21 protein-coding genes are annotated in these 25,132 nt (G+C 69.0%); 9 read left to right on the top strand and 12 right to left on the bottom strand.

The window, feature by feature from the left end:
• Positions 1-55: 55 nt before the first annotated feature.
• The 4 genes from pyrC to ruvX all read right to left on the bottom strand — a co-directional run bounded on the left by pyrC (position 56) and on the right by ruvX (position 3,838).
• A complete protein-coding gene (pyrC, locus tag ACLQ7T_RS01365) occupies positions 56-1,342 on the bottom strand; it encodes a dihydroorotase (protein ID WP_420477776.1) in 1,287 nt (428 codons plus the stop codon).
• Positions 1,339-2,319 (bottom strand): aspartate carbamoyltransferase catalytic subunit, encoded by a 981-nt coding sequence (locus ACLQ7T_RS01370; RefSeq protein WP_420477777.1) that lies wholly within the window; start codon positions 2,317-2,319, stop codon positions 1,339-1,341. Before ACLQ7T_RS01370 ends, pyrC begins: the two co-directional genes overlap by 4 nt.
• Before the next feature lie 134 nt (positions 2,320-2,453).
• Positions 2,454-3,377 carry an AEC family transporter gene (locus tag ACLQ7T_RS01375; RefSeq protein ID WP_420477778.1) on the bottom strand — a complete coding sequence of 308 codons (924 nt, stop codon included), beginning with the start codon at positions 3,375-3,377 and terminating at the stop codon, positions 2,454-2,456.
• Positions 3,374-3,838, bottom strand: coding sequence for a Holliday junction resolvase RuvX (gene ruvX / locus ACLQ7T_RS01380; RefSeq protein WP_420470070.1), 465 nt, complete (start codon positions 3,836-3,838; stop codon positions 3,374-3,376). Before ruvX ends, ACLQ7T_RS01375 begins: the two co-directional genes overlap by 4 nt.
• A 74-nt stretch (positions 3,839-3,912) precedes the next feature.
• On the opposite strand from ruvX, the gene ACLQ7T_RS01385 reads away from it, so the two are divergent.
• The 5 genes from ACLQ7T_RS01385 to exaC all read left to right on the top strand — a co-directional run bounded on the left by ACLQ7T_RS01385 (position 3,913) and on the right by exaC (position 9,077).
• Positions 3,913-4,455, top strand: a complete 543-nt coding sequence (locus tag ACLQ7T_RS01385) for a hypothetical protein (RefSeq protein ID WP_420477779.1) — start codon at positions 3,913-3,915, stop codon at positions 4,453-4,455.
• An 83-nt stretch (positions 4,456-4,538) separates the two neighbouring features.
• On the top strand, positions 4,539-4,826 hold the full coding sequence (gene gatC, locus ACLQ7T_RS01390) for an Asp-tRNA(Asn)/Glu-tRNA(Gln) amidotransferase subunit GatC (protein ID WP_141626729.1): 288 nt from the start codon (positions 4,539-4,541) through the stop codon (positions 4,824-4,826).
• Positions 4,827-4,830: 4 nt separating this feature from the next.
• The gene (gene gatA / locus ACLQ7T_RS01395) at positions 4,831-6,309 is read left to right on the top strand and encodes an Asp-tRNA(Asn)/Glu-tRNA(Gln) amidotransferase subunit GatA (protein ID WP_420477780.1); all 1,479 of its coding nucleotides are present in this window, start codon (positions 4,831-4,833) and stop codon (positions 6,307-6,309) included.
• Between the two features lie 139 nt (positions 6,310-6,448).
• Positions 6,449-7,423, top strand: a complete 975-nt coding sequence (locus ACLQ7T_RS01400; RefSeq protein ID WP_420477781.1) for a GAF domain-containing protein — start codon at positions 6,449-6,451, stop codon at positions 7,421-7,423.
• Between the two features lie 136 nt (positions 7,424-7,559).
• A complete protein-coding gene (gene exaC / locus ACLQ7T_RS01405; protein WP_420477782.1) occupies positions 7,560-9,077 on the top strand; it encodes an acetaldehyde dehydrogenase ExaC in 1,518 nt (505 codons plus the stop codon).
• A gap of 123 nt (positions 9,078-9,200) precedes the next feature.
• On the opposite strand, the gene ACLQ7T_RS01410 is transcribed toward exaC, so the two are convergent.
• The gene (locus ACLQ7T_RS01410) at positions 9,201-10,361 is read right to left on the bottom strand and encodes a DUF1501 domain-containing protein (protein ID WP_420477783.1); all 1,161 of its coding nucleotides are present in this window, start codon (positions 10,359-10,361) and stop codon (positions 9,201-9,203) included.
• Complete coding sequence (locus tag ACLQ7T_RS01415) at positions 10,358-11,845, bottom strand: DUF1800 domain-containing protein (RefSeq protein ID WP_420477784.1); 1,488 nt, start codon at positions 11,843-11,845, stop codon at positions 10,358-10,360. The genes ACLQ7T_RS01410 and ACLQ7T_RS01415 overlap by 4 nt, the downstream gene beginning before the upstream one ends.
• Positions 11,846-11,955: 110 nt before the next feature.
• On the opposite strand from ACLQ7T_RS01415, the gene gatB reads away from it, so the two are divergent.
• Entirely contained in the window at positions 11,956-13,458 is a 1,503-nt protein-coding gene (gene gatB, locus ACLQ7T_RS01420) for an Asp-tRNA(Asn)/Glu-tRNA(Gln) amidotransferase subunit GatB (protein WP_420477785.1), read from the top strand.
• A 130-nt stretch (positions 13,459-13,588) separates the two neighbouring features.
• Here the strand turns inward: gatB and ACLQ7T_RS01425 are convergent, their stop codons facing one another.
• A complete protein-coding gene (locus ACLQ7T_RS01425) occupies positions 13,589-15,826 on the bottom strand; it encodes a TonB-dependent receptor (RefSeq protein WP_420477786.1) in 2,238 nt (745 codons plus the stop codon).
• 195 nt (positions 15,827-16,021) lie between these two features.
• Between ACLQ7T_RS01425 and ACLQ7T_RS01430 the strand changes: the two genes are divergently transcribed.
• Positions 16,022-17,539 (top strand): carboxylesterase/lipase family protein, encoded by a 1,518-nt coding sequence (locus ACLQ7T_RS01430; protein WP_420477787.1) that lies wholly within the window; start codon positions 16,022-16,024, stop codon positions 17,537-17,539.
• Entirely contained in the window at positions 17,539-18,264 is a 726-nt protein-coding gene (locus tag ACLQ7T_RS01435; protein ID WP_420477788.1) for a TetR/AcrR family transcriptional regulator, read from the top strand. Before ACLQ7T_RS01430 ends, ACLQ7T_RS01435 begins: the two co-directional genes overlap by 1 nt.
• Positions 18,265-18,324: 60 nt before the next feature.
• Here the strand turns inward: ACLQ7T_RS01435 and ACLQ7T_RS01440 are convergent, their stop codons facing one another.
• Both ACLQ7T_RS01440 and ACLQ7T_RS01445 read right to left on the bottom strand, forming a co-directional pair.
• Entirely contained in the window at positions 18,325-18,711 is a 387-nt protein-coding gene (locus tag ACLQ7T_RS01440; protein WP_420477789.1) for an RcnB family protein, read from the bottom strand.
• Positions 18,712-18,817: 106 nt separating this feature from the next.
• On the bottom strand, positions 18,818-19,465 hold the full coding sequence (locus ACLQ7T_RS01445; RefSeq protein WP_420477790.1) for a P-loop NTPase family protein: 648 nt from the start codon (positions 19,463-19,465) through the stop codon (positions 18,818-18,820).
• A gap of 239 nt (positions 19,466-19,704) precedes the next feature.
• Between ACLQ7T_RS01445 and aspS the strand changes: the two genes are divergently transcribed.
• The gene (gene aspS, locus ACLQ7T_RS01450) at positions 19,705-21,537 is read left to right on the top strand and encodes an aspartate--tRNA ligase (RefSeq protein ID WP_420477800.1); all 1,833 of its coding nucleotides are present in this window, start codon (positions 19,705-19,707) and stop codon (positions 21,535-21,537) included.
• A 90-nt stretch (positions 21,538-21,627) separates the two neighbouring features.
• Here the strand turns inward: aspS and ACLQ7T_RS01455 are convergent, their stop codons facing one another.
• The 3 genes from ACLQ7T_RS01455 to ACLQ7T_RS01465 form a co-directional block, all read right to left on the bottom strand.
• The gene (locus ACLQ7T_RS01455; RefSeq protein ID WP_420477791.1) at positions 21,628-22,545 is read right to left on the bottom strand and encodes a pentapeptide repeat-containing protein; all 918 of its coding nucleotides are present in this window, start codon (positions 22,543-22,545) and stop codon (positions 21,628-21,630) included.
• 63 nt (positions 22,546-22,608) lie between these two features.
• Entirely contained in the window at positions 22,609-23,094 is a 486-nt protein-coding gene (locus tag ACLQ7T_RS01460; protein WP_420477792.1) for a pentapeptide repeat-containing protein, read from the bottom strand.
• A gap of 53 nt (positions 23,095-23,147) precedes the next feature.
• Positions 23,148-25,132 (bottom strand): TSCPD domain-containing protein (locus tag ACLQ7T_RS01465; protein ID WP_420477793.1); only part of this gene is annotated, 1,985 nt, incomplete at its 5' end.

A 25,132-nucleotide genomic window follows, 5' to 3' on the forward strand; every position in this document is an offset into this window, starting at 1 on the left:
TATCACGACTTCGCGCGTGTTGCAGCGCAGTTTCCGCTGATTCGGGGGTGTCCCGTCAGCGGGTCTCGTAAACCCGGCGTCCGCCGACCAGGGTTCCGTGCACCCTGCCTTGCAGCCGCCGCCCGTCGAACGGCGAGTTCTTGGACTTGGACCGCAGGGCCGCCGCGTCGATCACGACCGGCGCGCCCGGATCGAACAGCACCAGATCGGCCGGCGCGCCGGCCTTCAGCACGCCCGCCTCCAGCCCCAGCAGGGCCGCCGGCCCCGAGGTCAGGGGGCGCAGGACGTCCAGCAGGTCCAGACCGTCCTCGTGATGCAGGGTCAGGGCCGCCGGGAGCAGGGTCTCCAGCCCGACAGCGCCGGGCGCGGCCTCGCTGAACGGCCGGCGCTTGTCCTCGGCCGGGGCCGGAGCGTGGGCGCTGGTGATCACGTCGATCAGACCGTCCCGCACCGCCTCGACCAACGCCTGCCGATCGCTCTCGGCGCGCAGGGGCGGGTCCAGCCGGTAGAAGGTACGGTAGTCGCCGATATCCAGCTCGTTGAAGCAGAGGTGGTTGATCGACACCGAGGCGGCGACCTCCAGCCCCTTGCCGCGCGCCCGCGCCAGGGTTTCCAGCGCGCCCTCGGTCGAGATCTGGTCGACCAGGAAGCGGGCGCCGGTCTGTTCGACCAGGGCCAGGTCGCGCTCCAGCTGGATGCGCTCGGCGATGGCGGGCGCGCCCGACAGGCCCAGACGGGTCGCCAACTCGCCCGAGGTCGCCACCGCACCCTCGCTCAGCCAGGGATCGGCCGGACGGCAGGCGATCAGGGCGTTGAAGGCGGCGGCGTAGCTCATCACCCGCTGCAGGGTGCGGGTGTTAGCGATCACCTTGTCGCCGTCGGTGAAGTAGAGGGCCCCGGCCTCGTCCATCAGGCCGATCTCGGCCATCCGCTGGCCGTCGCGCGCCCGGGTCGCCGCGCCCGCCGCCCGGACGTTGACGAGACCCAGAGCCGCGCCGCGCCGCTGGATGTGGTCAATCATCGCCGGGTCGTCGATGGCGGGATCGGTGTCGGGCTGGACCACGATGGTGGTCACCCCGCCCGCCGCCGCCGCCAGGCTGGCCGATTTCAGCGTCTCCTTGGGCTCGTCGCCGGGCTCGCCGGTCTTGACCCGGATGTCGATCAGGCCCGGCGCGACGCACAGGCCGCCCGCGTCGAGAACCTCGACACCTTCAGGCGCGCTGGCGTGGGACCCGTGGATGACTTCCGTGATCACCCCGTCGATGATCAGCAGGGCGCCGGGGCCGTCATAGTCGGTCGCCGGGTCCAGCAGGCGGGCGTTGAGGATGGCGAGGGCGGTCATGCGAGGCCTCCTTCGCGGCGCACGGACAGGGCGGCCAGCACGGCCATGCGCGCGGCGACCCCCATCTCGACCTGATCCTGGATCAGCGACACCGACAGGTCGTCGGCCACGTCCGAGTCGATCTCCACGCCCCGGTTCATCGGGCCGGGGTGCATGACCCTGGCGCCGGGTTTCGCCCACGCCAGCTTCTCGCGGTCCAGACCCCAGAAGCGGAAATACTCGCGCGTCGAGGGCACCAGCGCGCCCTCCATTCGCTCCAGTTGAAGGCGCAGCATCATCGCGACATCAACGCCTTGCAGCCCATCCTTCATGTCGTGGAAGACCTCGCAGCCCCAGCGGTCGGCATCGCCGGGCACCAGGGTCGGTGGGCCGATCAGACGGACGCGCGCGCCCATCATCGACAGGAGGGCGACATTGGAGCGCGCCACCCGGCTGTGGGCGATGTCGCCGCAGATGGCGACGGTCAGGCCGCCGACATCGCCGAAGGCCCGGCGCAGGCTCAGCAGGTCCAGCAGGGCCTGGGTCGGATGTTCATGCCGCCCGTCGCCGGCGTTGACGACCGCGCAGCCGACCTTCTGCGACAGCAGGGCCGCCGCGCCCGAGGCCGAGTGGCGGACCACCAGCACATCCGGCTTCATGGCGTTCAGGGTGGCGGCGGTGTCGATCAGGGTCTCGCCCTTGGCCACCGAAGATGTCCTGGGCGACAGGGCGGTCACGTCCGCGCCCAGCCGCCTGGCCGCGATCTCGAACGAGGCGCTGGTCCGCGTCGAGTTCTCGAAGAACAGGTTCATCACCGTGCGGCCGCGCATGATGTCCAGCGACTTCGCGCTCTGCCGGTTGAAGTCGACGAAGGCGTCGGCGAGGTCCAGCAGGGGCGGGACGGTCGCGGCGTTCAGATCGCCTGCGGACAGGAAATGATCGCGGGGAAACGGCGCCAGCCGTTCGTGAATCAGGTCGGTGACATCGGGCTGGGTCATCGAGACGCGGCTATAGACCATTTTTGCTTCAGGTCGATCCGACCTGAATCCAAAAAATGGTCCAGTATCAAGCCGAGCGAAATCTAAGCCGCGTTGGACGCAGTCCAACTCGACCGATTTCGCTTAGGGCGAGATCAGATCAAATGGAACAGCACCAGAAGGATCGGGATCGTCAATGCGCTGCCGACCGTGGTCAGGGCCACGATCCCGGCCATCAGCGGGGCGTCGCCGCCCATCTGGCGGGCCAGCAGATAGGCCGCGGCCGCGCCGGGCGCCGCGCCGCACAGCAGGGCCGCGCCCTGCGCCGTCTGATCACCGCCGTAGAGCAGGCACAGGCCCCACATCAGCGGCGGCATGATCCCCAGCTTGACGAAGGTCACCGCCGCGATAGTTCCCTTGCGTCGCGCCACCTCGGCGAAGCTCAGCCCCGCGCCCGCCACGATCAGGCCCAGCGGCAGGGCCGCGGCGCCCAGCAGCTCCAGGGTGTCGGAGACGCCCGGGATCGGCGGGACTTTCAGGACGTTCAGCGCCAGGCCGGTCAAACAGGCGACGAGGATCGGATTGGCCAGCATGGCCTTGGTCAGGGCCAGCGGCGAGACGCCCCTCTGGTCCGCGCCCCAGCGGGCCAGGACGGCGACGCAGGCGATGTTGGTCACCGGAATGATGCTGGCGATCATCACCGCCGCCAGCGCCAGCCCCTCGGCGCCGAACACGGCCTGGATGACCGGCAGGAAGACGAAGCTGTTCCAGCGGATCACCCCCTGGAAGACGCTGGTGTAGGCCGGGCCCTCGATCTTCAGGAAGGGCTTAGCCAGCAGGGCGCAGGTCCCGACGATGATCACCGCCGTCACCGCCGCGCCCGCAGCGGCTCCCGCGCCGCCGCCCGACAGGTCCGCCCCCCAGATCGCGGGGATCAGGAAGCCCGGATAGAGCAGGTTGATCGACAGCTTCTCGATCGGCCGCCAGGTGGCGTCGGGCAGGAAGTTCGATTTCCGCAGGCCGTAGCCAATGGCGATCAGGCAGAAGACCGGCACGATGCCGGCGAGCAATCCGATCATCCGCGCAGGCGGTCCAGCGCGCCCTGCAGGATCCAGGCGGCGGCGGTGCGGTCCACCACATCCGCCCGGCGCTTGCGGGTCAGGTCCAGCTCATCGATCAGGAAGCGCTCAACCGCCGTGGTCGACAGCCGCTCGTCCTGGAAGGTCACCGGCACCTCGCGCAGCCGCTGCAGGTTGCGGGCGAAGGCGCGACAGGACTGGGCGCGCGGACCCTCGGTGCCGTCCATGTTGAGCGGCAGGCCGATCACCAGCCCCGAAGCCTTGCGGCTGTCCATCAGCTTCAGCACGCGATTGGCGTCGTCGGTGAACTTCGTCTTGCGGATCAGCTCCATTGGGCTGGCGATGATCCGGGTGGCGTCCGAGGCGGCCACGCCGATGGTCTTTTCGCCCAGGTCCAGCCCCAGCCACGGGGTTCCGGGCGGCGTCTGGGCGGCGAGTTCTTCGAGGGTCAGGACGGTCACGGTGTCGCGGTAGGGCTGGCCGGGGCCGGAGTCAAAGTGCAATGCTGCCCGGATCGCCGAAACGGGAGGGTTTGATGACGCGCCTCATTCTGTCCGCCGCCGTTCTGCTGGGCCTGGCGGCCTGTGATTCCGGAGCGCCCGCCGCGCCGCCCGCCGATGCGCCCGCGACCGCGCCGGAGACCTCTTCGGGGGCCGGCCCCGCTCCGTCCGCGCCGCTGGTCACCGCCGGGCCTTCGGTCAATGTCCCGCCGTCGACCGACGCGGCGATCCAGCAGGCGGCGGCCGTGGTGAAGCTGGACCCGTTGGCCGGGCAGGGCGGGGCGACCGTCAAGCTGTTCGGCACGGGGGGCGGCGATCCGGCGATGAACGGCCTCTACGTCGACCTCGCCTTCTTTGAGTCTCCGGCCGAGGGCTGGCGCGTGTTCCGCATCGGCGACGTGCTCGACTACACCGTCCTGTCCGAAGCGCCGGGCCGGGTCGATCTGAAGGTCGAGGAAAGCGTGATGGACGAGACGACCGGCCAGATCGGCAGCCGCGAGCGCCGCCTGATCGTCGCCTGGACTCCCGGCGCCGACGGGGCTCCGCCCGCCGCGATCACCGTGACGCCCGCACAATAGGCGGCGAGCCGTGTCGGAATCCTTGTGAATCCGGGCCGGGACCGCTAATCCCGCCCGCTCAGGTTTCGCATTTGGAGGGCCGCATGGCCGTCGACGTCGCGACCGTGCGCAAGGTGGCGCACCTCGCTCGCATCAAGACCCCCGAAGAGCGGCTGGAGCCGCTGGCCCAGGAGCTGAACGGCATTCTGGCGTGGATCGAACAGCTGAATGAGGTCGACGTCGACGGCGTCGAGCCCATGACCTCGAACGTGGCCCAGCCCCTGCGCCTGCGCGACGACGTCGTCACCGACGGCGCCAAGGTGGACGCGGTCCTGTCCAACGCCCCGAAGTCGGCGGACGGCTTCTTCGTCGTGCCCAAGGTGGTCGAGTAAGAACATGACCGACCTGACCAAACTGACCCTCAAAGGCGCGCTGGACGGCCTCAAGGCCCGCGACTTTTCCTCGGAAGAAATCACCAGGGCCTTCGTCGCCAACATCGACGCCGCCAATCCCAAGCTGAACGCCTACGTTGTCCAGACGACCGACAAGGCGCTGGAGATGGCCCGGGCCTCGGACGCCCGTCTGGCGAAAGGCGAGGGCGGGGCGCTGGAAGGCGCGCCGCTGGGCATCAAGGACCTGTTCTGCACCGACGGCGTCCAGACGACTGCCGGCTCCAACATGCTCAAGGGCTTTGTCCCGCCGTATGAATCGACCGTCACCGCCAATCTGTGGGCGGACGGCGCGGTCATGCTGGGCAAGCTGAACATGGACGAGTTCGCCATGGGCTCGTCCAACGAGACCTCGGCCTACGGCTCGGTCGTCAATCCGTGGAAGTCGGCCAGCTCGAACGCCGAACTGACCCCGGGCGGCTCGTCGGGCGGGTCGGCCTCGGCCGTCGCCGGCGATCTGTGTCTGGCGGCCACCGCGTCCGACACCGGCGGTTCGATCCGCCAGCCCGCCGCCTTCACCGGCACCGTGGGCATCAAGCCGACCTACGGCCGCGCCAGCCGCTTCGGCATGGTCGCCTTCGCCTCGTCGCTGGATCAGGCCGGGCCGATCACCAAGACCGTGGAAGACGCCGCCATCCTGCTGCGCTCGATGTGCTCGTTCGATCTGAAGGACTCGACCAGCCTCGACGTCGAGACCCCGGACTGGACGCAGTCGCTCGGCAAGGGCGTGAAGGGCCTGCGCATCGGCGTGCCCAAGGAATACGTCGTCGACGGCATGCCCGCCGAGATTCAGGCCCTCTGGGATCAGGGCGTCCAGTGGCTGAAGGCCGCCGGCGCCGAGATCGTCGAGATCAGCCTGCCGCACACCAAATACGCCCTGCCGACCTACTACATCGTCGCTCCGGCCGAAGCCTCCTCGAACCTAGCGCGCTACGACGGCATGCGCTTCGGCCACCGCGCCGAAGAGGCCCGGTCGCTGACCGACCTGTACGAGACCTCGCGCGCCGAAGGCTTCGGCAAGGAAGTCCAGCGTCGCCTGACCATCGGGGCCTACGTCCTGTCGGCGGGCTTCTATGACGCCTACTACGTCAAGGCCCTGAAGGTGCGCCGCCGCATCGCCCAGGACTTCGACAACGTCTGGGACCGCGTCGACGCCATCCTGACGCCGTCGACCCCGTCGGCCGCCTTCGCGCTCGGCGACAAGCAGATCGATCCGGTGACGATGTACCTGAACGACGTCTTCACGGTGACCGCCAACCTCGCCGGCCTGCCGGGCATCTCGGTGCCCGCGGGGCTGGACTCGGGGGGGCTGCCGCTCGGCCTGCAGGTCATCGGCAAGGCGCTGGACGAAGCCACCGTCTTCCAGGTCGCCGACGTTCTCGAACAGGCCGCCGGGTTTACCGCGCGGCCGAACAAGTGGTGGTGATTTAAGGACCCTCTCCCTCAGGGAGAGGGGCTCAAACGCCGCCCCGTCCCCGAAGTGTGCCCGCCCGTCTTCCGTCCGTGATTTGACCTCGCGTCAATCCGGGCGTCCTATCGCCTCCGGATACCGCTCGGAGAGACCCGTGGGCGAACGGCGAGGACATGATCACGGCAGCCTGATCAAACAGGTGCTGGACGACGGGGCGGGGCCGGCCCGGTCGGCGTTGGCGGCGTCCTGGCGACGATCGCTGACCCTGCACGGTCTCGATCCGGAGAGCCGCGGCGGGGTTCAGACCCTGACCGAGCAGCAGTTGCTCGAGGCCAGACAGGCGATGGAGCCGATGACCCGCGCCGCCCAGCCGGTGCTGGATCGCCTGTTCCTGGCCGTCGGCGACACCGGCTGCTGCGTCCTGCTGACCAATGCCGACGGCGTGCCGGTCGAACGGCGCGGCGCCGCCGTGGATGACGAGACCTTCCGGGCCTGGGGCCTGTGGCCCGGCGCTGTCTGGTCCGAGGCGGTCGAGGGCACCAACGGCATCGGCACGGCCCTGGCCGAGCACCGCCCGCTGACCATTCACCGCGACCAGCATTTCCATAGCCGCAACACCGCGCTGAGCTGCACCAGCCATCCGATCCATGATCCGCGCGGGCGACTCGCCGGCCTGCTGGACGTCTCCTCGGCCCGGGCGGATGCGACCGAAGGGATGCTGGGCCTGATCGCCGCCGCCGTGGCCGACGCCGCGCGCGCCATCGAGGCCCAGACCTTCCGCCAGGCCTTCGCCGAGGCCCGGATCGTGCTGGCCGGGGACGCGGCGGAGCGGAATACGGCCGCCCTGCTGGCCGTGGATCGGGACGATCTGGTCATCGGCGCCACGCGCGCCGCCCGTCTGGCCCTGTCGATCACCGACGAGCGGATCGCGGGTCAGCTCGCGGCGTCCGAGGTGCTGGGCGCCGGATCGGTCGAGGCCGATCTGCTGGAGGCCGAGCGGGGCGCCGTTCGCCGGGCCCTGGCCCTGAACGGCGGCAATGTCTCCGCCGCCGCCCGGGCGCTGGGCGTCAGCCGCGCGACCCTGCACCGCAAGCTGAACCGGCTGGGACTGGGCGGCGATCACCACTGACGGCGGGCCTGTCGCAACCTTGCGACACGTGTGCGCTGCACCATGATTTCAGGCTCTGGCGGCTTTCCGCGCCGGGGCCAAGTCTCCGCTCCAACGACGCCGACTAACCGGCGCCCGAGGAAACAAGGAGGCTCCTGTGACCAAGCCCGAATTCATCCGCGCCGTGACCCCGAAGTTCAAGGCGCGCTACGACAACTTCATCGGCGGCCAGTGGGTGCCGCCGGTCAACGGCCGCTATTTCGAGAACACCTCCCCGGTGAATGGCCGCGTCCTGTGCGAGGTGGCTCGCTCGGACGCGGCCGACGTCGAGCTGGCGCTGGACGCCGCCCACGCCGCGAAAGACAGCTGGGGCAAGACCTCGGTCGCCCAGCGCGCTGTGATCCTGAACAGGATCGCCGACGTCATCGAGACCAACCTGCAGGCCATCGCCGAGGCCGAGACCTGGGACAACGGCAAGCCGGTCCGCGAGACCCTGGCCGCCGACATCCCGCTGGCCGTCGACCATTTCCGCTATTTCGCCGGCTGCATCCGCGCGCAGGAAGGCGGTATTTCCGAGCTGGATAACGACACTGTCGCCTATCACTTCCACGAGCCGCTGGGCGTCGTCGGCCAGATCATCCCGTGGAACTTCCCCATCCTGATGGCGGCCTGGAAGATCGCGCCGGCGCTGGCGGCGGGGAACTGCATCGTGCTCAAGCCCGCCGAGCAGACCCCGGCCTCGATCCTGCTGGTGACCGAGCTGATCCAGGACCTGCTCCCGGCCGGCGTGCTGAACATCGTCTCGGGCACGGGCGTCGAGGTCGGCGAGCCGCTGGCCACCAACCCGCGCATCGCCAAGATCGCCTTCACCGGTTCGACCGCCGTCGGCCAGAAGATCATGGAATACGCGACGCAAAACATCATCCCGGTCACCCTGGAGCTGGGCGGCAAGTCGCCGAACATCTTCTTCAAGGACGTGATGGATGAGGACGACGCCTTCCTCGACAAGGCGCTGGAAGGCTTCGCCATGTTCGCCCTCAACCAGGGCGAGGTCTGCACCTGCCCCAGCCGCGCGCTGGTGCATGAGGACATCTATGAGGCCTTCATCAAGAAGGCGATCGAGCGGGTCGAGGCGATCCGTCAGGGCGATCCGCTGGACCCGAACACCCAGGTCGGCGCCCAGGCCTCGAACCAGCAGCTCAACAAGATTCTCGGCTACCTCCAGCTCGGCAAGGACGAGGGCGCCGAAGTCCTGACCGGCGGCGAACAGGCGGTGCTGCAGGACGACCTGTCGGGCGGCTATTACGTCAAGCCGACGGTCTTCAAGGGCCGCAACGACATGCGCATCTTCCAGGAGGAGATCTTCGGCCCGGTGCTCGCCGTGACCACCTTCAAGACCCTCGAGGAAGCCATCGAGATCGCCAATGACACCGAGTACGGCCTCGGCGCCGGCGTCTGGACCCGCGACATGAACACCGCCTATCGCGCCGGTCGCGCCATCCAGGCCGGTCGCGTCTGGACCAACTGCTATCACCAGTACCCGGCCCACGCGGCCTTCGGCGGTTACAAGAAGTCCGGGATCGGTCGCGAGAACCATCGGATGATGCTGGATCACTACCAACAGACCAAGAACCTGCTGATCAGCTACAGCCCGGACAAACTCGGCTTCTTCTGATCTGCATCAAGGAGGGCCGGCTCCCGACCGGCCATCCTGCCCTTGCTCCGCGTACTACTCCCCGAGAGCAACGACCTCGAAAGGGGCGGCCGGTTCCTGCTTTCCGGCCGCCCCGTTTTTCGTTCAGACCAGTCCGTCCAGCGTCGGCGCCTCGGCCGCGCTGCCGGGAAAGACCCGGTTGTCCAGCGCGGCCCGGTCCACCCCCAGATGGTCGCGCAGCACCCCCTTGAAGACCGAACGCACGTCGATCGTCGGGGCCAGATCCCGGCCTTCGAACAGCCGGTTCTCCGCCAGGGTCGGCCAGTCGCCGATCATTCCGCCGGGTTTCAGTGCACCGCCCGCCACCAGCAGGGACGAACCCGTGCCATGGTCGGTGCCCTGGGTCCCGTTGGCGCGCGCCGTACGGCCGAACTCGGTCGCGACCACCACCAGGGTGTTCGCCCACTGCTCGCCGAGACCGTCGTGCAGGCCGCCGATGACCTGGTCCAGCCCGGTCAGCCGGGTCTGAAGCTGGCCAGTCTGGCGGGCGTGGGTGTCCCAGCCGTCGATACTCAGGGCCACCACGTCCGCGCCGTTGTCGCCGGTCATCAGCCGGGCCACCGTCTGGCCCAGACCGTTCACATCATTGCGGCGCAGGGTGGTTCCGCCCGCCTCGGCGGCCATGGCCTCGGTCTCCAGCCCCCGCGCCAGATTGCCCTGCAGCAGCGGATCGTAGACGTAGAGGTCCTGCAGCAGGGAGGCGATGCGGTCCTCGCCCTTGACCTCGCCGCCCGGCGCCCAGCTGGAGGTCTCCGCCGGTCCCCGCAGGATCAGCGGCGTCTGCGCGCCCACCGACAGCCCCCTGAAGGACCCTCCGCCCGCGGCGGCGAGCGCCCGGTTCAGCCAGCCGTCGGTCTGCTCGCGCAGGCTTTCGCCGCCGTTCTCCAGAACGTCCTGGGCGTCGAAATGCGACCGCACCCGCACCGGGATCGCGGCCGCCGGGGCGAAGCGCAGCTGGCCCGCGTCATACATCGCCTTGAGGCCGGGCAGGGCGGGATGAAGACCGAAGCCGTCCCGCATCGCCAGGGCGTTGTCGATCGCCAGTCCGCCGCGCAGGGCGCGGTAGTTCGGGTCGCCCGTCGGCACGGTCACGGACAGGCCGTCCATGGCGCCGCGCGCGATCACCACCACCAGCTTGGGCCGGGGTCCGCGCGCCTGCGCCCGCGTCTGCCCGGCGAAGGCCAGGCCGATCCCGGCCATGGAGCCGCCCAGCAGCAGGCGGCGGTTCATCATCAGATCGGTCATCGGCGCTGGAACTCCGGCGACATGAGGAAGAGGGTGACGGCCTCGGCCCGGCTCTCCGCCCGGGCGATGAACTGCCGGCTGCGATCACTCAGCCGCGCACCGAGGGCGCCGTCGGCGAGGGCGACCGCGTCCGGGACCGTCGCCATGTCGCCGACCGTCTTGGCCCAGTTCAGTCGCTTGACCAGCGCATCGGGGCCCGCCCAGTCCGCGGCCGTGTCGGGCCAGCCCTCGGGGGAAGGCGCGGCCCAGGCCGGCTGCCCCATCTGCACCAGCGCCTGCTGGAGCTGCGGAACCCGGCGCGGCTGCGTCCCCATCGCCCGGTGCGCCGAGACCATGAACTCATAGGGCGTCTTCATCTTGACCGCCTCGGGCGCCCAGCTGGCCGGATGGGTGACCAGGGCCCTGGCCACGACCGCGAGGTCCCCGCGGGAGCCGGTCCAGGCCCGCTCCAGTGCGGTGACGAGGTCGTCGGACGGCGCGTCGGCGACGAAATGGGTCGCGATCCGCCGCGCCAGCCGCCTCGCCGTCTCCGGCCGGTTCGCCAGGTCCGACAGGATGGCGCGGCCCTGATCGACCCCGCCCGCCGGATAGCGACGCCCCATCACCGTGCGCTCACCGGGCTCGTGCACGACCGGCAGGAAGCTGAAGCCGTTCTCGCCGCGCTGCCCCGCGCGCATCGCCGCGCGACGCCCCCGTCCCTGCGCCGACCGCTCGGGGCGGGGGAGGGACCAGCCGGTCAGGGCCCGGGCGAACTCGGTGACGTCGGCCTGGCTGTAGCCGCCGTCAGCGCCGACGGTGTGCAGTTCGAGAATCTCCCGGGCCAGGTTCTCGTTCAGCCCCGCCTCCCGCCGTTCCCCGGCCACGCTGTTCGGCCCGACCGACTGGGCCTGGTCCAGATACAGCAGCATGGCGGGATGGCTTTCGGCGGCCTGCGCCAGATCCTCGAAGCGGCCGAACACATGGGGGCGGATCGCCTCCCGTTCGTACTGCCCCAGGAACACCGCCGTCTGGAATTTGGTCGCCGAGGCGGTGAAGGCGTTGGCCCAGAACAGACTCCAGCGCTCGGCGAAGCCCGCATCGGTCGTCGCGCCGAGGCGGGCCCGCGCGAGGAATTCCTCGGCGGTCTCGCGGGTCAGTTCGCGCCGGGCGTCGAAGGCGGCCTGGGCGCGCGAATCCGCCAGCTCGTTTCCCGGCGACGAAGGGGGCGTCATTGCGGGAGCCGGAGACGCGTCCCGGCGAACCCTGCGGGCCTCGGACGCCTCGACCAGATAGGTCTGATAGCGCGCCACGCGCTGGTCCGAGGTCTCGAACTCCCCCGCCGGAACCGGCGCGCCGCCCGGCCGGGCCTGAGCCTCCAGCCAGCCCCGGGGGTCCGGCGTGATCGCCGCGATCTCCCCCGGCTTCGCCCCCATGCCGAAACGGGTCAGGGCCAGGGCGGCGTCCAGCGGTCCGGAGCGGGTCATGGCGGCCTCGATGCGGTTCACGACAAACAATGAACGTGACAGACCCCGCGATCCGTCGAAAGCCATGTCACACGGTGATTTCAGCCCGTCGATTTCTTGACCGCGCCCGGCCGGTAGGCCATCTGGACCGCATGACCGACACTGTTTCGACCACGAAGACCATCAAGGGCCGCACCGGCGACTGGGAAATCGTCATGGGGCTGGAAATCCACGCCCAGGTGGCCTCGAAGGCCAAGTTGTTTTCCGGCGCCGCCGTCGGCTTCGGCGCGGGTCCGAACGAGCAGGTGTCGCTGGTCGACGCCGGCTTCCCCGGCATGCTGCCGACGCTGAACAAACACTGCGTCGAACAGGCGGTGAAGTCGGGCCTGGGCCTGAAGGCGCAGATCAACCTGCGCAGCCAGTTCGACCGCAAGAACTACTTCTATCCCGACCTGCCCACCGGCTATCAGATCAGCCAGCTCTTCTACCCGATCGTCGGCGAGGGCGTGGTCGAGGTCGAGGCCGAGGACGGCAGCTTCTTCAACGTCGGCATCGAGCGCCTGCACCTGGAACAGGACGCGGGCAAGCTGATCCACGACCTGTCGCCGACCGAATCCTTCGTCGACCTGAACCGCGCGGGCACCGCCCTGATGGAGATCGTCTCGCGTCCGGACATCCGTTCGCCCGAAGAGGCCGTCGCCTACGTCAAGAAGATCCGCACCATCCTGATGTACCTGGGCACCTGCGACGGGGACATGGAGAAGGGCAACCTGCGCGCCGACGTGAACGTCTCGGTCTGCCGCGCGGGCAACTACGACAGGTTCAAGGAAACCGGCGACTTCAGCTTCCTGGGCACCCGCTGCGAGATCAAGAACGTCAACTCGTTCCGCTTCATCTCGCAGGCCATCCAGTATGAGGCGCGCCGCCAGATCGAGATCATCGAGGACGGCGGCAAGATCGATCAGGAGACCCGCCTCTACGATCCGACCGCCGGCGAGACCCGCTCGATGCGCTCCAAGGAAGAGGCGATGGACTATCGCTACTTCCCAGACCCCGACCTGCTGCCGCTCGAGCTGGAACAGGCGTGGATCGACGAGATCAAGGCCAACCTGCCGGAACTGCCGGACGAGAAGCGCCGTCGCCTGATGAGCCAGTACGGTCTGTCGCAATACGACGCCGTGGTGCTGATCTCGGATCAGGCCAAGGCCGACTATTTCGAGGAAGCCGCCAAGGGGCGTGACGCCAAGCTGGTGTCCAACTGGGTGACCAACGAGCTGTCGGCCCGTCTGGCCGCTGACGGCAAGGAGTTCAGCGAGAACCCGTTGCCCGCCGCCCATGTGAACCAACTGGTCGAGCTGATCGAGACCAGTGTCATCTCGTCCAAGATCGCCAAGGAAGTCTTCGACCACGTCTGGAACGGCGAGGGCAGCCCTGCCGAGGTCGTCGAGAAGCACGGCCTCAAGCAGGTCACCGACACCGGCGCCATCGAGAAGGCCGTCGACGAGATCATCGCGGCCAACCCGGACAAGGCCGCCGCCGTCGCCGAGAAGCCCCAGGCCATCGGCTGGTTCGTCGGTCAGGTCATGAAGGCGACCGGCGGCAAGGCCAACCCGGCCGCGGTCAACGACATCCTGAAGGCCAAGCTGGGCCTCTGATCTTCGGCTTAAATCACACAAGCCAAAGGCCCGTCCGGATCGCTCCGGGCGGGCCTTTTGTCTGATCATCGTCTGAAAACAGGACGCCGGGGCCGCTTTCGCAACCCCGGCGCAGTTTGGACCTGACCGCTCAGAAGGAGGCGGTCAGGCTCAGGGTTACGGTGCGGGGCGCGCCGTAGAAACCGATGACAGAGTCGCCGGTGATCGCGCCCGGGAAGTTGTAGCCGCCGGCGCGATAGCGCTCGTCGCCGAGGTTCCGGCCGGCCAGGCTGACGCGGTAACGGCCATCGGCCGCCGTCCACATCAGGGTCGCGTCGTAGAGCCAGTACGAACCCTGATCGAGCAGCGGGATGGCCGTCTCGAACATCTGGGTCGCGCCGCGATACGAGGCGGTCGGCGTGAAGATGATCGATCCGCTTTCGCCCAGATCGACGCTGTAGGGCAGGGCCACCGAGGCGGTCCAGTCCGGCGTGTTCTGGAATTCGCGCTGGTCGGCCATGTTCTCGCGCAGGCCGGTCAGCGGGTTGAAGGTCACGAAGTCATTGAACTGCGCGTCCAGGTACCCCAGCGTCAGGCGCGGGATGAAGTTGTCGGTGATCCGGGCGCTGGCTTCCAGCTCCCAGCCCCAGATCTCGCTCGAACCGGCGTTGTCGACGAAGCTGACGACCGAGGCGGGCGGGATGAAGAACTGCGAGGTGATCTGCTGGTCGGTGTACTCCGACTTGAACAGGGCCGAGGCGAAGTTGATGCGACGGTCGAACAGCGAGCCCTTCAGGCCGATTTCATAGGTGTCGACCAGCTCCGGCTGGTAGCCGTTGATGGTGTCCGGATACAGAGAGGCGTCGCCGCGCATGTCGAAGCCGCCCGACTTGAAGCCGCGTCCGTACGAGACATAACCGGTCAGCTCGGGCGTGAATTTGTAGCTGGCGCTGACCCGCGGGGTGAACTCCGAATAGCTGTCCGAAGCGCTGTAGTTGGTCGACGGCGGACCAGCCGGAATGGCGCCCGCGTTTCCGAAGACCGGGCTGCGGACGCCCAGATAGTTCTGGCGAAGCTGGGTCACGCTCTTTTCGTCACGCGTCCAGCGCCCGCCGACCGAGACCGACAGCTGGTCGGTGATTTCGTAGCTGAAGTCGGCGAACACGGCGAAGCTCTCGGTGTCGACCTTGCCGCCGGTATAGGTGGTCAGACCCGACGGCAGCCCGGGCCCGAGGCTGGGATACAGGCCGATGACGGTGTCGAACGCGCCTTCGGCCGAGGCGTCCATGTAGAAGACGCCGGCCACGCCGTTCCAGCGATCGCCCTGGAACAGCAGTTGGAACTCCTGGGTGAACTGGCTGTCGGCGTAGTAGCCGGGGATGTCGAGGATCGGCTGCGGCAGGCCGTCGAAGTCGATGCCGTCGCCCTTGGTGTCGCCGTCACGCCAGGCGGTCACCGACTTGAAGGTCAGGTTGTCGGTGGCCTGCCACTCGCCGGTGAACGACAGGCCGCGCGTGCGGACATAGCCCTCGTCGCCGATGCCGGCGCGGGTGTCGTAGACGCTGTCCGGAGACGGCGCGACGATACGGTAGCCGTGACGGGCGTTGGACTCGTCCTCGGTGATGTCGCCGGCGAGGCGGAAGAACAGGGTGTCGGTCGGCGTCCACTCCAGGCTCACGCGGGCCGCGGTGACGTCCTTGTTGTAGTGCTCGGCGCCCGTGGTCAGGTTCGTGCCGTAACCGTCGCGGGTGTATCGGGCCAACGCGCCGCCGATCCGCAGGCTGTCGGTGATCGGGGTCGAGCCCGAGGCGATCAGGTCGACCTGGTTGTAGCTGCCGTAGGCCCCGCGCAGGGTCAGTTCCGGTTCCTGCGACAGCCGCTTGGTCACGTACTTGATCGCGCCGCCGATGGTGTTGCGGCCGTACAGGGTGCCTTGCGGCCCGCGCAGAACCTCCAGCCGCTGGATGTCGAAGATGTCCAGCACCGCGCCCTGCGGACGGGCGATGTAGATGTCGTCGACATACAGCCCAACGCCCGGCTCGAAGCCCCACAGCGGGTCCTGCTGGCCGACGCCGCGGATGAAGGTGGTCAGGGTCGAATTGGTGCCGCGCGCGACCTGCACGGTGGCGTTCGGCGTCTGTTGCTGCAGCGCCGTAATGTCCACGGAGCCGGTCTGCTCCAGACGCTCGGCGCTGACCGCGGTCACGGCGACCGGCACGTCCTTCAGCGTTTCCTCCCGGCGACGGGCCGTAACGACGAGTTCGCCGAGGTCGGAGGCCTGGGGCTGCTCGCTCGCCGCGTCCTGGGCCTGGGCGGGGGCCGCGAAGAGCGGCGCCGCCAGAAAGACGCTGCTCATCAGCGCCAGACGCAATTGTCCTGTCTTCCGCATCGGTCTGTTTCCTCATCCATGCGCGGTCGTTGATCGCCGCTGGTCTGGTTGAGGGGACGGTGACCACGAACAGCCACGCTGTCAACATTCTTCATTTTCGCATGAATGATGTTTGCAAACCGGTTTTGCGGGGTCACAGTGTGAAGGTCATTGAAGGGCTTGAGCGCGACGCAGATCGCGCCGGGATGGAAACAGATGGACCCGATCAACACCGGCGAAGCCTCGCCCGTCGTGCGCGTACAGGCCGGAGCCCTGCGGGGACGGCGCGAGGGTGCGGCCCATGTCTGGCGCGGCGTACCCTATGCCCGCCCCCCGGTCGGAGATCTGCGCTGGCGGGCGCCGCGCCCCTGTCTCGCATGGGACGGCGAGCGTGACGCTGCGACCTTCGGCCTCGCCCCGCCGCAGGCCGGGCCGTCCGACGTCGCCGACATCGTCAGCATCGGTGGCGCGCCCGAGCCGACGTCCGAAGACTGCCTGACCCTGAATCTCTGGGCGCCCATCGCGGCGCGCGGCGCGCCCGTGATGGTCTGGCTGCATGGCGGGTCGAACCGGATGGGGGCGGGGTCGCTGCCCTTCTATGACGGCGCCGCCTTCGCCCGCGACGGCGTGGTGCTGGTCACGGCAAACTACCGTCTGGGCCAGCTCGGCTTCTTCGCCCATCCGGCCCTGACGGCCGCGACGCCCGCCGATGAGCCGCTGGGTGCGCCGGGCCTGCTGGACCAGATCGCGGTGCTGGAATGGGTGCGCGACAACATCGCCGTCTTCGGCGGCGACCCCGCCAACGTCACCCTGTTCGGCGAGTCCGCCGGCGGCATCGACATTCTGGCGCTGATGACGGCCGGACGGGCGAGGGGGCTGTTCCACAAGGCCATCGTCCAGTCCGGCGGCGGCTGGCTGCCCGCTGCGCCCCTCAAGGCGGCCGAGGCGAAGGGCTTGGCCACGGCGACGGCTCTGGGCCTGACCGATCCGGACGCCGCCGCCCTGCGGGCCGTGCCCGCCGGACAACTGACCGCCATCGAGTCCGGCTTCGGCCCGGTTATCGACGGCCGCCTTCTGACCCGCGATCCGATCTCGTCGTGGGCCAGGGGCGATTTCGCCGACGTGCCGCTGATGATCGGGGTGAACAGCGGCGAGGACTCCCTGCTCAACTACGGCGGCGGGCTCCAACGGTTCGGCCGGATGATCAGGCCCAACGCCGCCCTCGCGCGCCTCTACCCCGAGGCGAAGGGCGATGAGGAGCAACTGATCCGCCTCGGGTTCCGCGACTTCGGCTTCGCCGGGCCCGCCCGCTGGATCGCCTCGCGGCCGCGCAGGTCTAGGGCCTGGCTCTACGCCTTCGACTATGTGGAAGACGCCAAACGGGACCAGAAATCCCGCGCCGACCACGCCGCCGAGATCTTCCACGTCTTCGAAACGCTGGATCACCGTCCCGACGGCTCCCCGCCCGCCAGCGACACCGACCGCGCCGTGAGCGCCGGGATGCACGCCCGCTGGATCGCCTTCGCCCGCGACGGCGTCCCCGGCGCGGACTGGCCGGCCTATGACAGCCGCACGGACGACTGGATGGTCTTCGACCACACCCCCGGCGGCGTCCTGCGGCGCGGCTGGTGGCAGCGAGCGCTGGACCATCACGAGCGCAAGGCCAAGCTGCTGATCCTGTTGCTGCGCACGCGGGATCGCCTGAGAACCCTGTTCTCGGGTACAAGGGGTTGATGACGACCGACACCGCCGCCCGGACTTCGGCTTCAAAGGCCAATCCGCCCCGCGCCAGAACGCCCCGTCCCAAGGTACCGCTGAAGCCCAAGGCCCAGCGGCGCGAGGAGACGACCGGGCGCATTCTTGACGCCGCCGAACGCCTGTTCGCCCGCGACGGCCTGCATGGCGTCACCCTCAAGGCTGTCGCCGCCGAGGCGGGCGTCGATACGGCGCTGGTCCACTACTATTTCGAGGACAAGGCGAAGCTGTTCACCGCCACCTTCGGTCGCCGGGCCGAGGTGGTGAACACCATGCGTCTGAACAGTCTGGATCGCTATGAGGAGACTCTGGGCGACGCCATGACAGTGCGCGGGGTGCTGGACGCCTTCCTTCGCCCGCTGTTCGAGTTGCTGGACCAGGGCGACCCGGCCTGGCTGAGCTATGCGGCGCTGGTCGCGCAGGTGAACAACACCCCGGTCTGGGGCGGCGACGCGATGCACCAGCATTTCGACCCGGTGATCCACCGCTTCATCGACCTGCTGCGCCGGGTCTCTCCCGAGACGTCAGAGCGCCAATTGTTCTGGTTCTATCACCTGCTGTCGGGCGCCCTGACCCTGTCGCTGGCACAGACCGGCCGGATCGACGCCCTGTCGAACGGCCTGTGCCGGTCGTCCGAGATGATCGCCATCTGCGACGCCATGGAAGCCGTCTTCACCGGCGGCTTCGAGGCCCTGCGCCGCTGACCCATGCAAAAGCCCGCCCGGGTCTCCCCGGACGGGCTTTTTTTCAGGCCGGCTGACTCCCTAGCGGTTCAGCAGCGAGATGATCACGCCGGTGGCGATCGCGGCCATCACCACGTCACCGGTGTCGGTGCGGTAGTAGCCGTAGCCGCGCGGCGGGGTGCGGTAGCCGTAGCGTTGATAGTCACGAACGTACCAGCGGCTGCGATAGTCGCGCGGAATGGTTTGGCCGCGTGTCCAGCGGCGGTACTCCCGACGTTGTTCGCGTTCCCAACGGCGCTGGTCGCGCTCATAACGGCGATGGTCGCGACGGTCCTCCCGGCGCTCCCAGCGCTCGTAGCGGCCGTCACGGTCGCGATCACCGCGCCACGACTGGGCGGAGGCGGCCATCGGCGCCGACAGGGCCATCAAACCGGCCAGACCGGCGATCAGGGGCTTGGTCATCTTCATCTTGCGTCTCCTCTGCAGGAAGAACCCGACTGAAGTCACAGATTGGGACTTCCGCCATGAACCCGGTCTGAACGGGGACGACAGGGTTAAGGCGGTTCGGAGACGGCTACTCGAACAGCTCCCCGCTCTCATTCCCGCCCTCCAGCGCCTCCCGCGCCAGCGCCCGCGTCACCGGGCGGTGCAGGGCGTCCAGCCGCTCGACCACGGCCTCCGCCGCCGCCGCCGAGCGGTCGATGCGGCGCAGCAGGTAGGGGATGACGTCCTTGGCCGGGCGGATGCCGCGTTCGGCGAAGCGGGCCTCCAGCATGGCGGCCAGAACCGCGTCGTCGGGCGCCTCCACCGGCACGCTGATGACGGCGTCCAGCCGCGAGCGCAGGTCCGGCAATTCGACGTCCCAGGCCGACGGGGCAGGGCGCGAAATCATCAGCATGGCCCCGCCCGGAAGCTGGGCCAGGTTGATCAGGTGGAACAGGGTCTCGTCGTCGGTGTCCATAGCCCGGTCCAGCAGGACAGGACGGCCCTCGATCTCCATCGGGTCGATGAGGGCGGCTTCCTCGCCGTGAACCGCGACCGCGCCGACCCGCTCGGCCCACATCTGCCCCAGACGACTTTTGCCGCTCCCCGCCGGACCGCAGACGGCCATGACCCCGCCGATGAGGCTGGGCCAGTCCGCCAGCGCCTCGACGGCGGCGCGGTTGCAGTCGGAGACGACAAACGGACCCTCCGGCAGGTCGCTCTGGAGGGGAAGACGCATCTGATCGAAGGCGGGCGGACGGGTCGTCATCCCGTTCACCATAGCAGAAGCGGCGCTTTCGCGACCGCGCCGGCGCTGTCCTCCGTGGACGGAACGGCGAGGGCTGTGGATCGCATTGACCGGACGGGAACAGGAGGCGGTCGAAACGCCTCCCACCTTGACTTTCAGGGGCTAAAATGCGCCTTTCCGCCCCTCCCGAATTCCGCCCTTCGCGGGCCCGAATCCAGATCGAACCGACCATGCACGCCTATCGCTCCCACACCTGCGGCGCCCTCCGTCTGACGGACGCCGGCGCCAATGTCCGCCTGTCGGGCTGGGTGCACCGCAAGCGCGACCACGGCGGCCTGCTGTTCATCGACCTGCGTGATCACTACGGCCTGACCCAGTTGGTCCTGCACCCGGAGACCCCGGGCTTCGACCTCGTCGAGCGCCTGCGCGCCGAAAGCGTGATCCGCGTCGACGGCGAGGTCATCGCCCGCGACGCCTCGGTCGTGAACCCGAACCTGCCGACCGGCGAGATCGAGGTCCGCGTCGCGGGCATCGAGGTCCTGTCGGAGGCCGCCGAACTGCCGATGCCGGTCTTCGGCGATCAGGAATACCCGGAGGAAATCCGCCTGCAGAACCGCTTCCTCGACCTGCGTCGCGAGCGTCTTCACAGGAACATCGTCCTGCGCTCGAAGGTGATCTCCTCGATCCGCCAGCGCATGGTCGGTCAGGGCTTCCTGGAGTACCAGACCCCGATCCTGACGGCCTCGTCGCCGGAAGGGGCCCGGGACTTCCTCGTCCCGTCGCGCCTGCACCCGGGCAAGTTCTACGCGCTGCCGCAGGCCCCGCAGCAGTTCAAGCAGCTGCTCATGGTCTCGGGCTTCGACCGCTATTTCCAGATCGCGCCCTGCTTCCGCGATGAGGACCTGCGCGCCGACCGGTCGCTGGAATTCTACCAGCTCGACGTCGAGATGAGCTTCGTCACCCAGGAAGACGTCTTCGCCGCCATCGAACCCGTCATGCACGGCGTGTTCGAGGAGTTCGCCGAGGGCAAGCCGGTGTCCTCGATCTCGGGCAAGCACACCTTCACCAACGATTTCGGCGAGCAGTTCGAGCACGGCGGCTTCCAGCGCCTGACCTACGCCCAGTCGATGGCCTGGTACGGCACCGACAAACCGGACACCCGCAACCCGATCAAGATGCAGGACGTCTCGGAGCACTTCCGAGACGGCGGCTTCGGCCTGTTCAACAAGATCCTCGCGGCGGACGCGAAGAACGCGGTATGGGCCATCCCGGCCCCGACCGGCGGCTCGCGCGCCTTCTGCGACCGGATGAACTCGTGGGCCCAGGGCGAGGGCCAGCCGGGCCTCGGTTACATCTTCTGGTCGGACGACCAGGGCGCCTGGGGCGGCCCGATCGCCAAGAACCTGGGTCAGGAGCCGACCGAGGCCCTGATGACCGCGCTGGGTCTGGGCAAGGGCGACGCCGCCTTCTTCGCCGCCGGCCTGCCGTCGGTCTTCGCCAAATTCGCCGGCCTGGCCCGCACCCGCGTCGGCACGGAGCTGAAGCTGATCGACGAGAACCAGTTCAAATTCTGCTGGATCGTCGACTTCCCGATGTTCGAATGGTCGGAGGAAGAGAAGAAGGTCGACTTCTCGCACAACCCGTTCTCGATGCCGCAGGGCGGTCTGGAGGCCCTGGAGACCCAGGACCCGCTGACCATCCGCGCCTACCAGTACGACATCGTCTGTAACGGCTATGAGCTCTGCTCGGGCGCGATCCGGAACCACAAGGCCGAGATCATGCTCAAGGCCTTCGGCATCGCCGGCTACGACGCCTCGGTCGTCGAGGAGCAGTTCGGCGGCATGCTGAACGCCTTCCGCTACGGCGCGCCGCCGCACGGCGGTCTGGCCCCCGGCATCGACCGCATCGTCATGCTGCTGGCCGGTGAAACCGCCATCCGCGAGGTCATCGCCTTCCCGCTGAACCAGCAGGGCGAGGACCTGCTGATGAACGCCCCGACCGAGGCGCAGGAGCGTCAGCTCAAGGACGTCCACATCCGCACGGCCCTTCCTATCAAGGTCTAGGCGATCGGGGGCCAGGGCCCCTCGGTTCCGTTGGAAAACCGTCCGGAAACAGAAAAGGCCCCGTTCCTTCGAACGGGGCCTTTGTCTTGCCTAGTGACCGCTCGCGACCACGAAGTTGCGCACCCTCGGCGGGGCAGGGGGCGAGGGCGCGGCCGGCGGCGCGGGCGTCACCCGGATGGTCGAGATGCCCCGGCAGGTGCGGGCGGTCAGACGGCCCGGCAGACGGGTCGCGGCGTCGCCGCAAGCCCGTCCGACCTGTTCCTGGGTCAGGCCCCGCGCATCCGAAAGGTCAGCCCCCCGGATATCGGCGCGGTTCAGCTCGGCATCCGAGAAATTGGCGCCCGAGAACTGGCCGCCGGTCAGGCGGGCGCCGTTCAGCTCCGCACCCCGGAAGTCGGCGCTGCGGAAGTCGCCGGCGCTCAGATTGGACATGCCCATCTCGGCGCCGCGGAAATTGGCCCCCCGGGCGTTGACGTTGGCCAGGGTGGCGGCGCTGATCTCGGCGCCGTTGAAATTGGTTCCGCTGAGGTTGGCGCCGTTCAGATTGGCGCCGTTCAGCTCCGCACCCGTCGCATCCGCACGATCCATCCTCACCCGCACCAGGGTGGCGCCCATGGCGGACACGCCGGTCAGGGTGGCGTTGTTGAAGTTCGCGCCCGTGAAATTGGCCCCGACCAGCTCGGCCCCGCTCAGATTGGCGCGCGAGAAGTCGCTGCCGGAGAAGTTCGACCCGATCAGCTCGGCGCCTCGCAGATTGGCGCCCACCAGTGTGGCGTTGGTGAAGGTCGCACCGGTGAAGGCGGCGCCGGTCAGGTCACGCCCGGACAGCTCGCAGCGATTGCAGGACCCGCCCAGCGAAACCATGCGGGCGACGTCGCCGCGATCCTGGAACTGGATGGTGATCTCCGCCGCCGCCGGCGTGGCCGCGCACAGGGCGCCGATCAGGGCCGCGGCGGCGATGCCGGGAGCCTTGAAGCGACGAACAGGGAGGCGGGCGATCTGTTTCACGTCACCTTCATGCCGCCAAACCTCGAAGAACCCTACTTAAATCGGTGTAACGTCGATGGCCGATCAGCAGCGGGGAATGGACAGGCCGCGCGGCAGCCGGGTCGCCTCGTCGCCGCAGGCCTGGTTGAGACGGGTCTGGGTCAGGCCTGTCGCCCGCTGCAGCGAGGCTCCGGAGAAATTCGCGCCGGTCAGGGTCGCGCCGCTGAAGGCCGACCCGTCCAGATAGGCCCCGACGAAGCTGGCGTTGGTCAGGTTGGCGCCGCTGAAGTTGGAGCTAGAGAAGACGCCGCCGTAGGCCTCGACGTCCCGCAGGTCGGCGTTGGCGAATCGGGTGCGGTTCATGACCGTCAGGCTCAGGTCCGCCTGCCGGAGGCGCGCGCCCGCCAGGTTCAGGCCGCTGCGCTCAAGACCGGACAGGGGGGCCTGGAACAGGTTGCAGCCGGGGCAGTTGGCGCCGCGCTGGACGCTGGCGATCTGTCCCGCGTTCTGGGCGGCGGCGGGGGTCGCGAGGGCCAGGCAAAGGGCCGCAACGGTCAGGGCAGGCTTCATCCTCGGTCTCCGGCGTTCGGGTGAGCGCCGACAGTGTGATGGCAATTCGTTGATTAACCCTGCATCGACGGCGAGGCGCCGCAGGTGTCGCAGACCCAGCCGGCGCCGCGTTGCTGGAGCGCCAGATCGCCGCAGGACGGGCAGGCCGTGGCCTCGTTCGCCGCGGAGGTCGGCGTCGGCGCGCTATCCTTCTTTTGCCCGAAGGGAAGAACGACCAGATTGTCGGGCGCCGCGCCCCGGGCGAATCCCTTCGAGATGAAGCGGGCCGCCGGAACCGTCTCCGGCGCCTCGCCCTCGCCGCCGCCCAGTCCGTCACCGGTCCCCGCGTCCGCATTGGCCAGCTCCTGCCGGTCCAGATAGGAGACGCCCAGTTCGCGGAAGATGTAGTCGAGGATCGAGGTCGCGGACTTGATCGAGTCGTTGCCGGTGACCCGGCCGGCGGGCTCGAACCGGGTGAAGACGAAGGCGTCCACGAACTCGTCCAGCGGCACGCCGTATTGAAGTCCGATGGAAATCGCGATCGCGAAGTTGTTCATAAGGCTTCGGAAAGCAGCGCCTTCCTTGTGCATGTCGATGAAGATTTCACCGAGCTCGCCGTCCTCGTATTCGCCGGTGTGGATGTAGACCTTGTGGCCGCCGACGGCCGCCTTCTGGATATAGCCCTTGCGGCGATCGGGCAGTTTGCGGCGGGTGCGGTCGCGCTCGATGACCTTCTCCACGACGCGCTCGATCGCCTTCGCCTCCGGTTCGCGGCGGCGTTCGCGGTCTTGCGCGGCGCTGTCCGGCAGGTCCAGGAGCGGGCCGGGAGGCGGGGCGTCGCGACGAAGACGGACCGCCCGGCGGCCCTCCCGGGCGGCGTCCGCCAGCAGTCGCGCGCCCTGGACGGGCGTGGCGTTCCAGGGCAACGGGATCGGCGTCAGGTCCGGCGTGGCGCTGAAGGGCTCCAGCGCGCCCCGCATCGACGCCTCGAACGCTTGCGGGTCGGCGAGGCGGTCCGACACGGCTTCCGGCGCCGCTTCCCATCGACACAGGTCGCCCGCTCCAAAGGTATAAAGCTGCGCCTCTTCAATATCTTTATCTGAAAACCCGAGGCGGGATAGCAGGAAGGTTCCCGCATCATCCTCAACGCCGAGAACATCCCGCACGAAGCCCGGATCGAGGACGGGCGCGCGGAAGGCGTCCGCCAGACGATCCACGGCGGCGAGGGCCATTTCGATCCCTTCCAGCTCCACTTCGGTGAAGCCGAGCGCACGAAGGGCGCCGTGGTCGATCGCGGGTGAGTCCACCAGGGTCCGGCGGCCCAGCAGGTGTCGCTCCGCCGCCTCGACATCCCCGCCGGCCGCCGCGATGGCCGCGGCCATGGACGGCCGCAGCCGGACCGCGATCTCCGCGTCCCCGGTCTCGAACGACTCGAGGGCCCGCAGCGGCGAGGCGCCCAGCCGCAGCATGGCCTCCGGGTCCGCCACGAAAAGGCTGACCGCTCCGGCGGCCTTCGACACCATCGCGGCCAGGGCGCCGGCTCGCGCGGATGGATCCGGCGCGCCCTCGGCCAGGACCAGATCGGCGAGGTCCGCGAAGCCAATCGACATCCCCCCCTGTCCGTCGCGTTTCAGGGCGTCAGACCAGAGCCGGACCAGTTCGCCCAGAGCGGGGTCGAAGCTGTCGCCCGTCAGCTCGCGCAGGGCCGTCAGGCTGATCAGGACGCCCGGGGCGCGGGCCGCCCCGGCAAGGCGGTCGGCGGTCTCGGGGTCGAAGGTCAGCACGAGGTCGCCGTCCAGGCCGCCGGTCGCCGCCAGCAGCGCCTCCGGCGCGCCGGAGGCCGTCAGATCGCGATGGCCGAGGGCCAGCCAGGGCGCTTCCGGCCGGACGGGCAGGGCGGCGGCCTCGAATGATTCGCCGTTGATGGCGCGCAGGATGTCCGCGTCGTCCGCGCCCGCCCGGCGGGCGGCCAGGGCGGCGCGGGCCAGCGCCGGATTGTGATGGGGGTCGCCGCAATCAACGCTGGGCCCTTCGCAGCGGCTGACGGCTTCACGGACCC

Origin of the sequence: Brevundimonas sediminis (genome assembly GCF_048799765.1) — a bacterium.
Classification (GTDB): domain Bacteria; phylum Pseudomonadota; class Alphaproteobacteria; order Caulobacterales; family Caulobacteraceae; genus Brevundimonas.

Coding starts and splice junctions, on each gene's coding strand:
- pyrC (WP_420477776.1), bottom strand. CDS start 1,342: ATGACCGCCCTCGCCATCCTCAACGCCCGCCTGCTGGACCCGGCGACC.
- ACLQ7T_RS01370 (WP_420477777.1), bottom strand. CDS start 2,319: ATGACCCAGCCCGATGTCACCGACCTGATTCACGAACGGCTGGCGCCG.
- ACLQ7T_RS01375 (WP_420477778.1), bottom strand. CDS start 3,377: ATGATCGGATTGCTCGCCGGCATCGTGCCGGTCTTCTGCCTGATCGCC.
- ACLQ7T_RS01385 (WP_420477779.1), top strand. CDS start 3,913: ATGACGCGCCTCATTCTGTCCGCCGCCGTTCTGCTGGGCCTGGCGGCC.
- gatC (WP_141626729.1), top strand. CDS start 4,539: ATGGCCGTCGACGTCGCGACCGTGCGCAAGGTGGCGCACCTCGCTCGC.
- gatA (WP_420477780.1), top strand. CDS start 4,831: ATGACCGACCTGACCAAACTGACCCTCAAAGGCGCGCTGGACGGCCTC.
- ACLQ7T_RS01410 (WP_420477783.1), bottom strand. CDS start 10,361: ATGACCGATCTGATGATGAACCGCCGCCTGCTGCTGGGCGGCTCCATG.
- gatB (WP_420477785.1), top strand. CDS start 11,956: ATGACCGACACTGTTTCGACCACGAAGACCATCAAGGGCCGCACCGGC.
- ACLQ7T_RS01425 (WP_420477786.1), bottom strand. CDS start 15,826: ATGCGGAAGACAGGACAATTGCGTCTGGCGCTGATGAGCAGCGTCTTT.
- ACLQ7T_RS01430 (WP_420477787.1), top strand. CDS start 16,022: ATGGACCCGATCAACACCGGCGAAGCCTCGCCCGTCGTGCGCGTACAG.
- ACLQ7T_RS01435 (WP_420477788.1), top strand. CDS start 17,539: ATGACGACCGACACCGCCGCCCGGACTTCGGCTTCAAAGGCCAATCCG.
- ACLQ7T_RS01440 (WP_420477789.1), bottom strand. CDS start 18,711: ATGAAGATGACCAAGCCCCTGATCGCCGGTCTGGCCGGTTTGATGGCC.
- ACLQ7T_RS01445 (WP_420477790.1), bottom strand. CDS start 19,465: ATGCGTCTTCCCCTCCAGAGCGACCTGCCGGAGGGTCCGTTTGTCGTC.
- aspS (WP_420477800.1), top strand. CDS start 19,705: ATGCACGCCTATCGCTCCCACACCTGCGGCGCCCTCCGTCTGACGGAC.
- ACLQ7T_RS01460 (WP_420477792.1), bottom strand. CDS start 23,094: ATGAAGCCTGCCCTGACCGTTGCGGCCCTTTGCCTGGCCCTCGCGACC.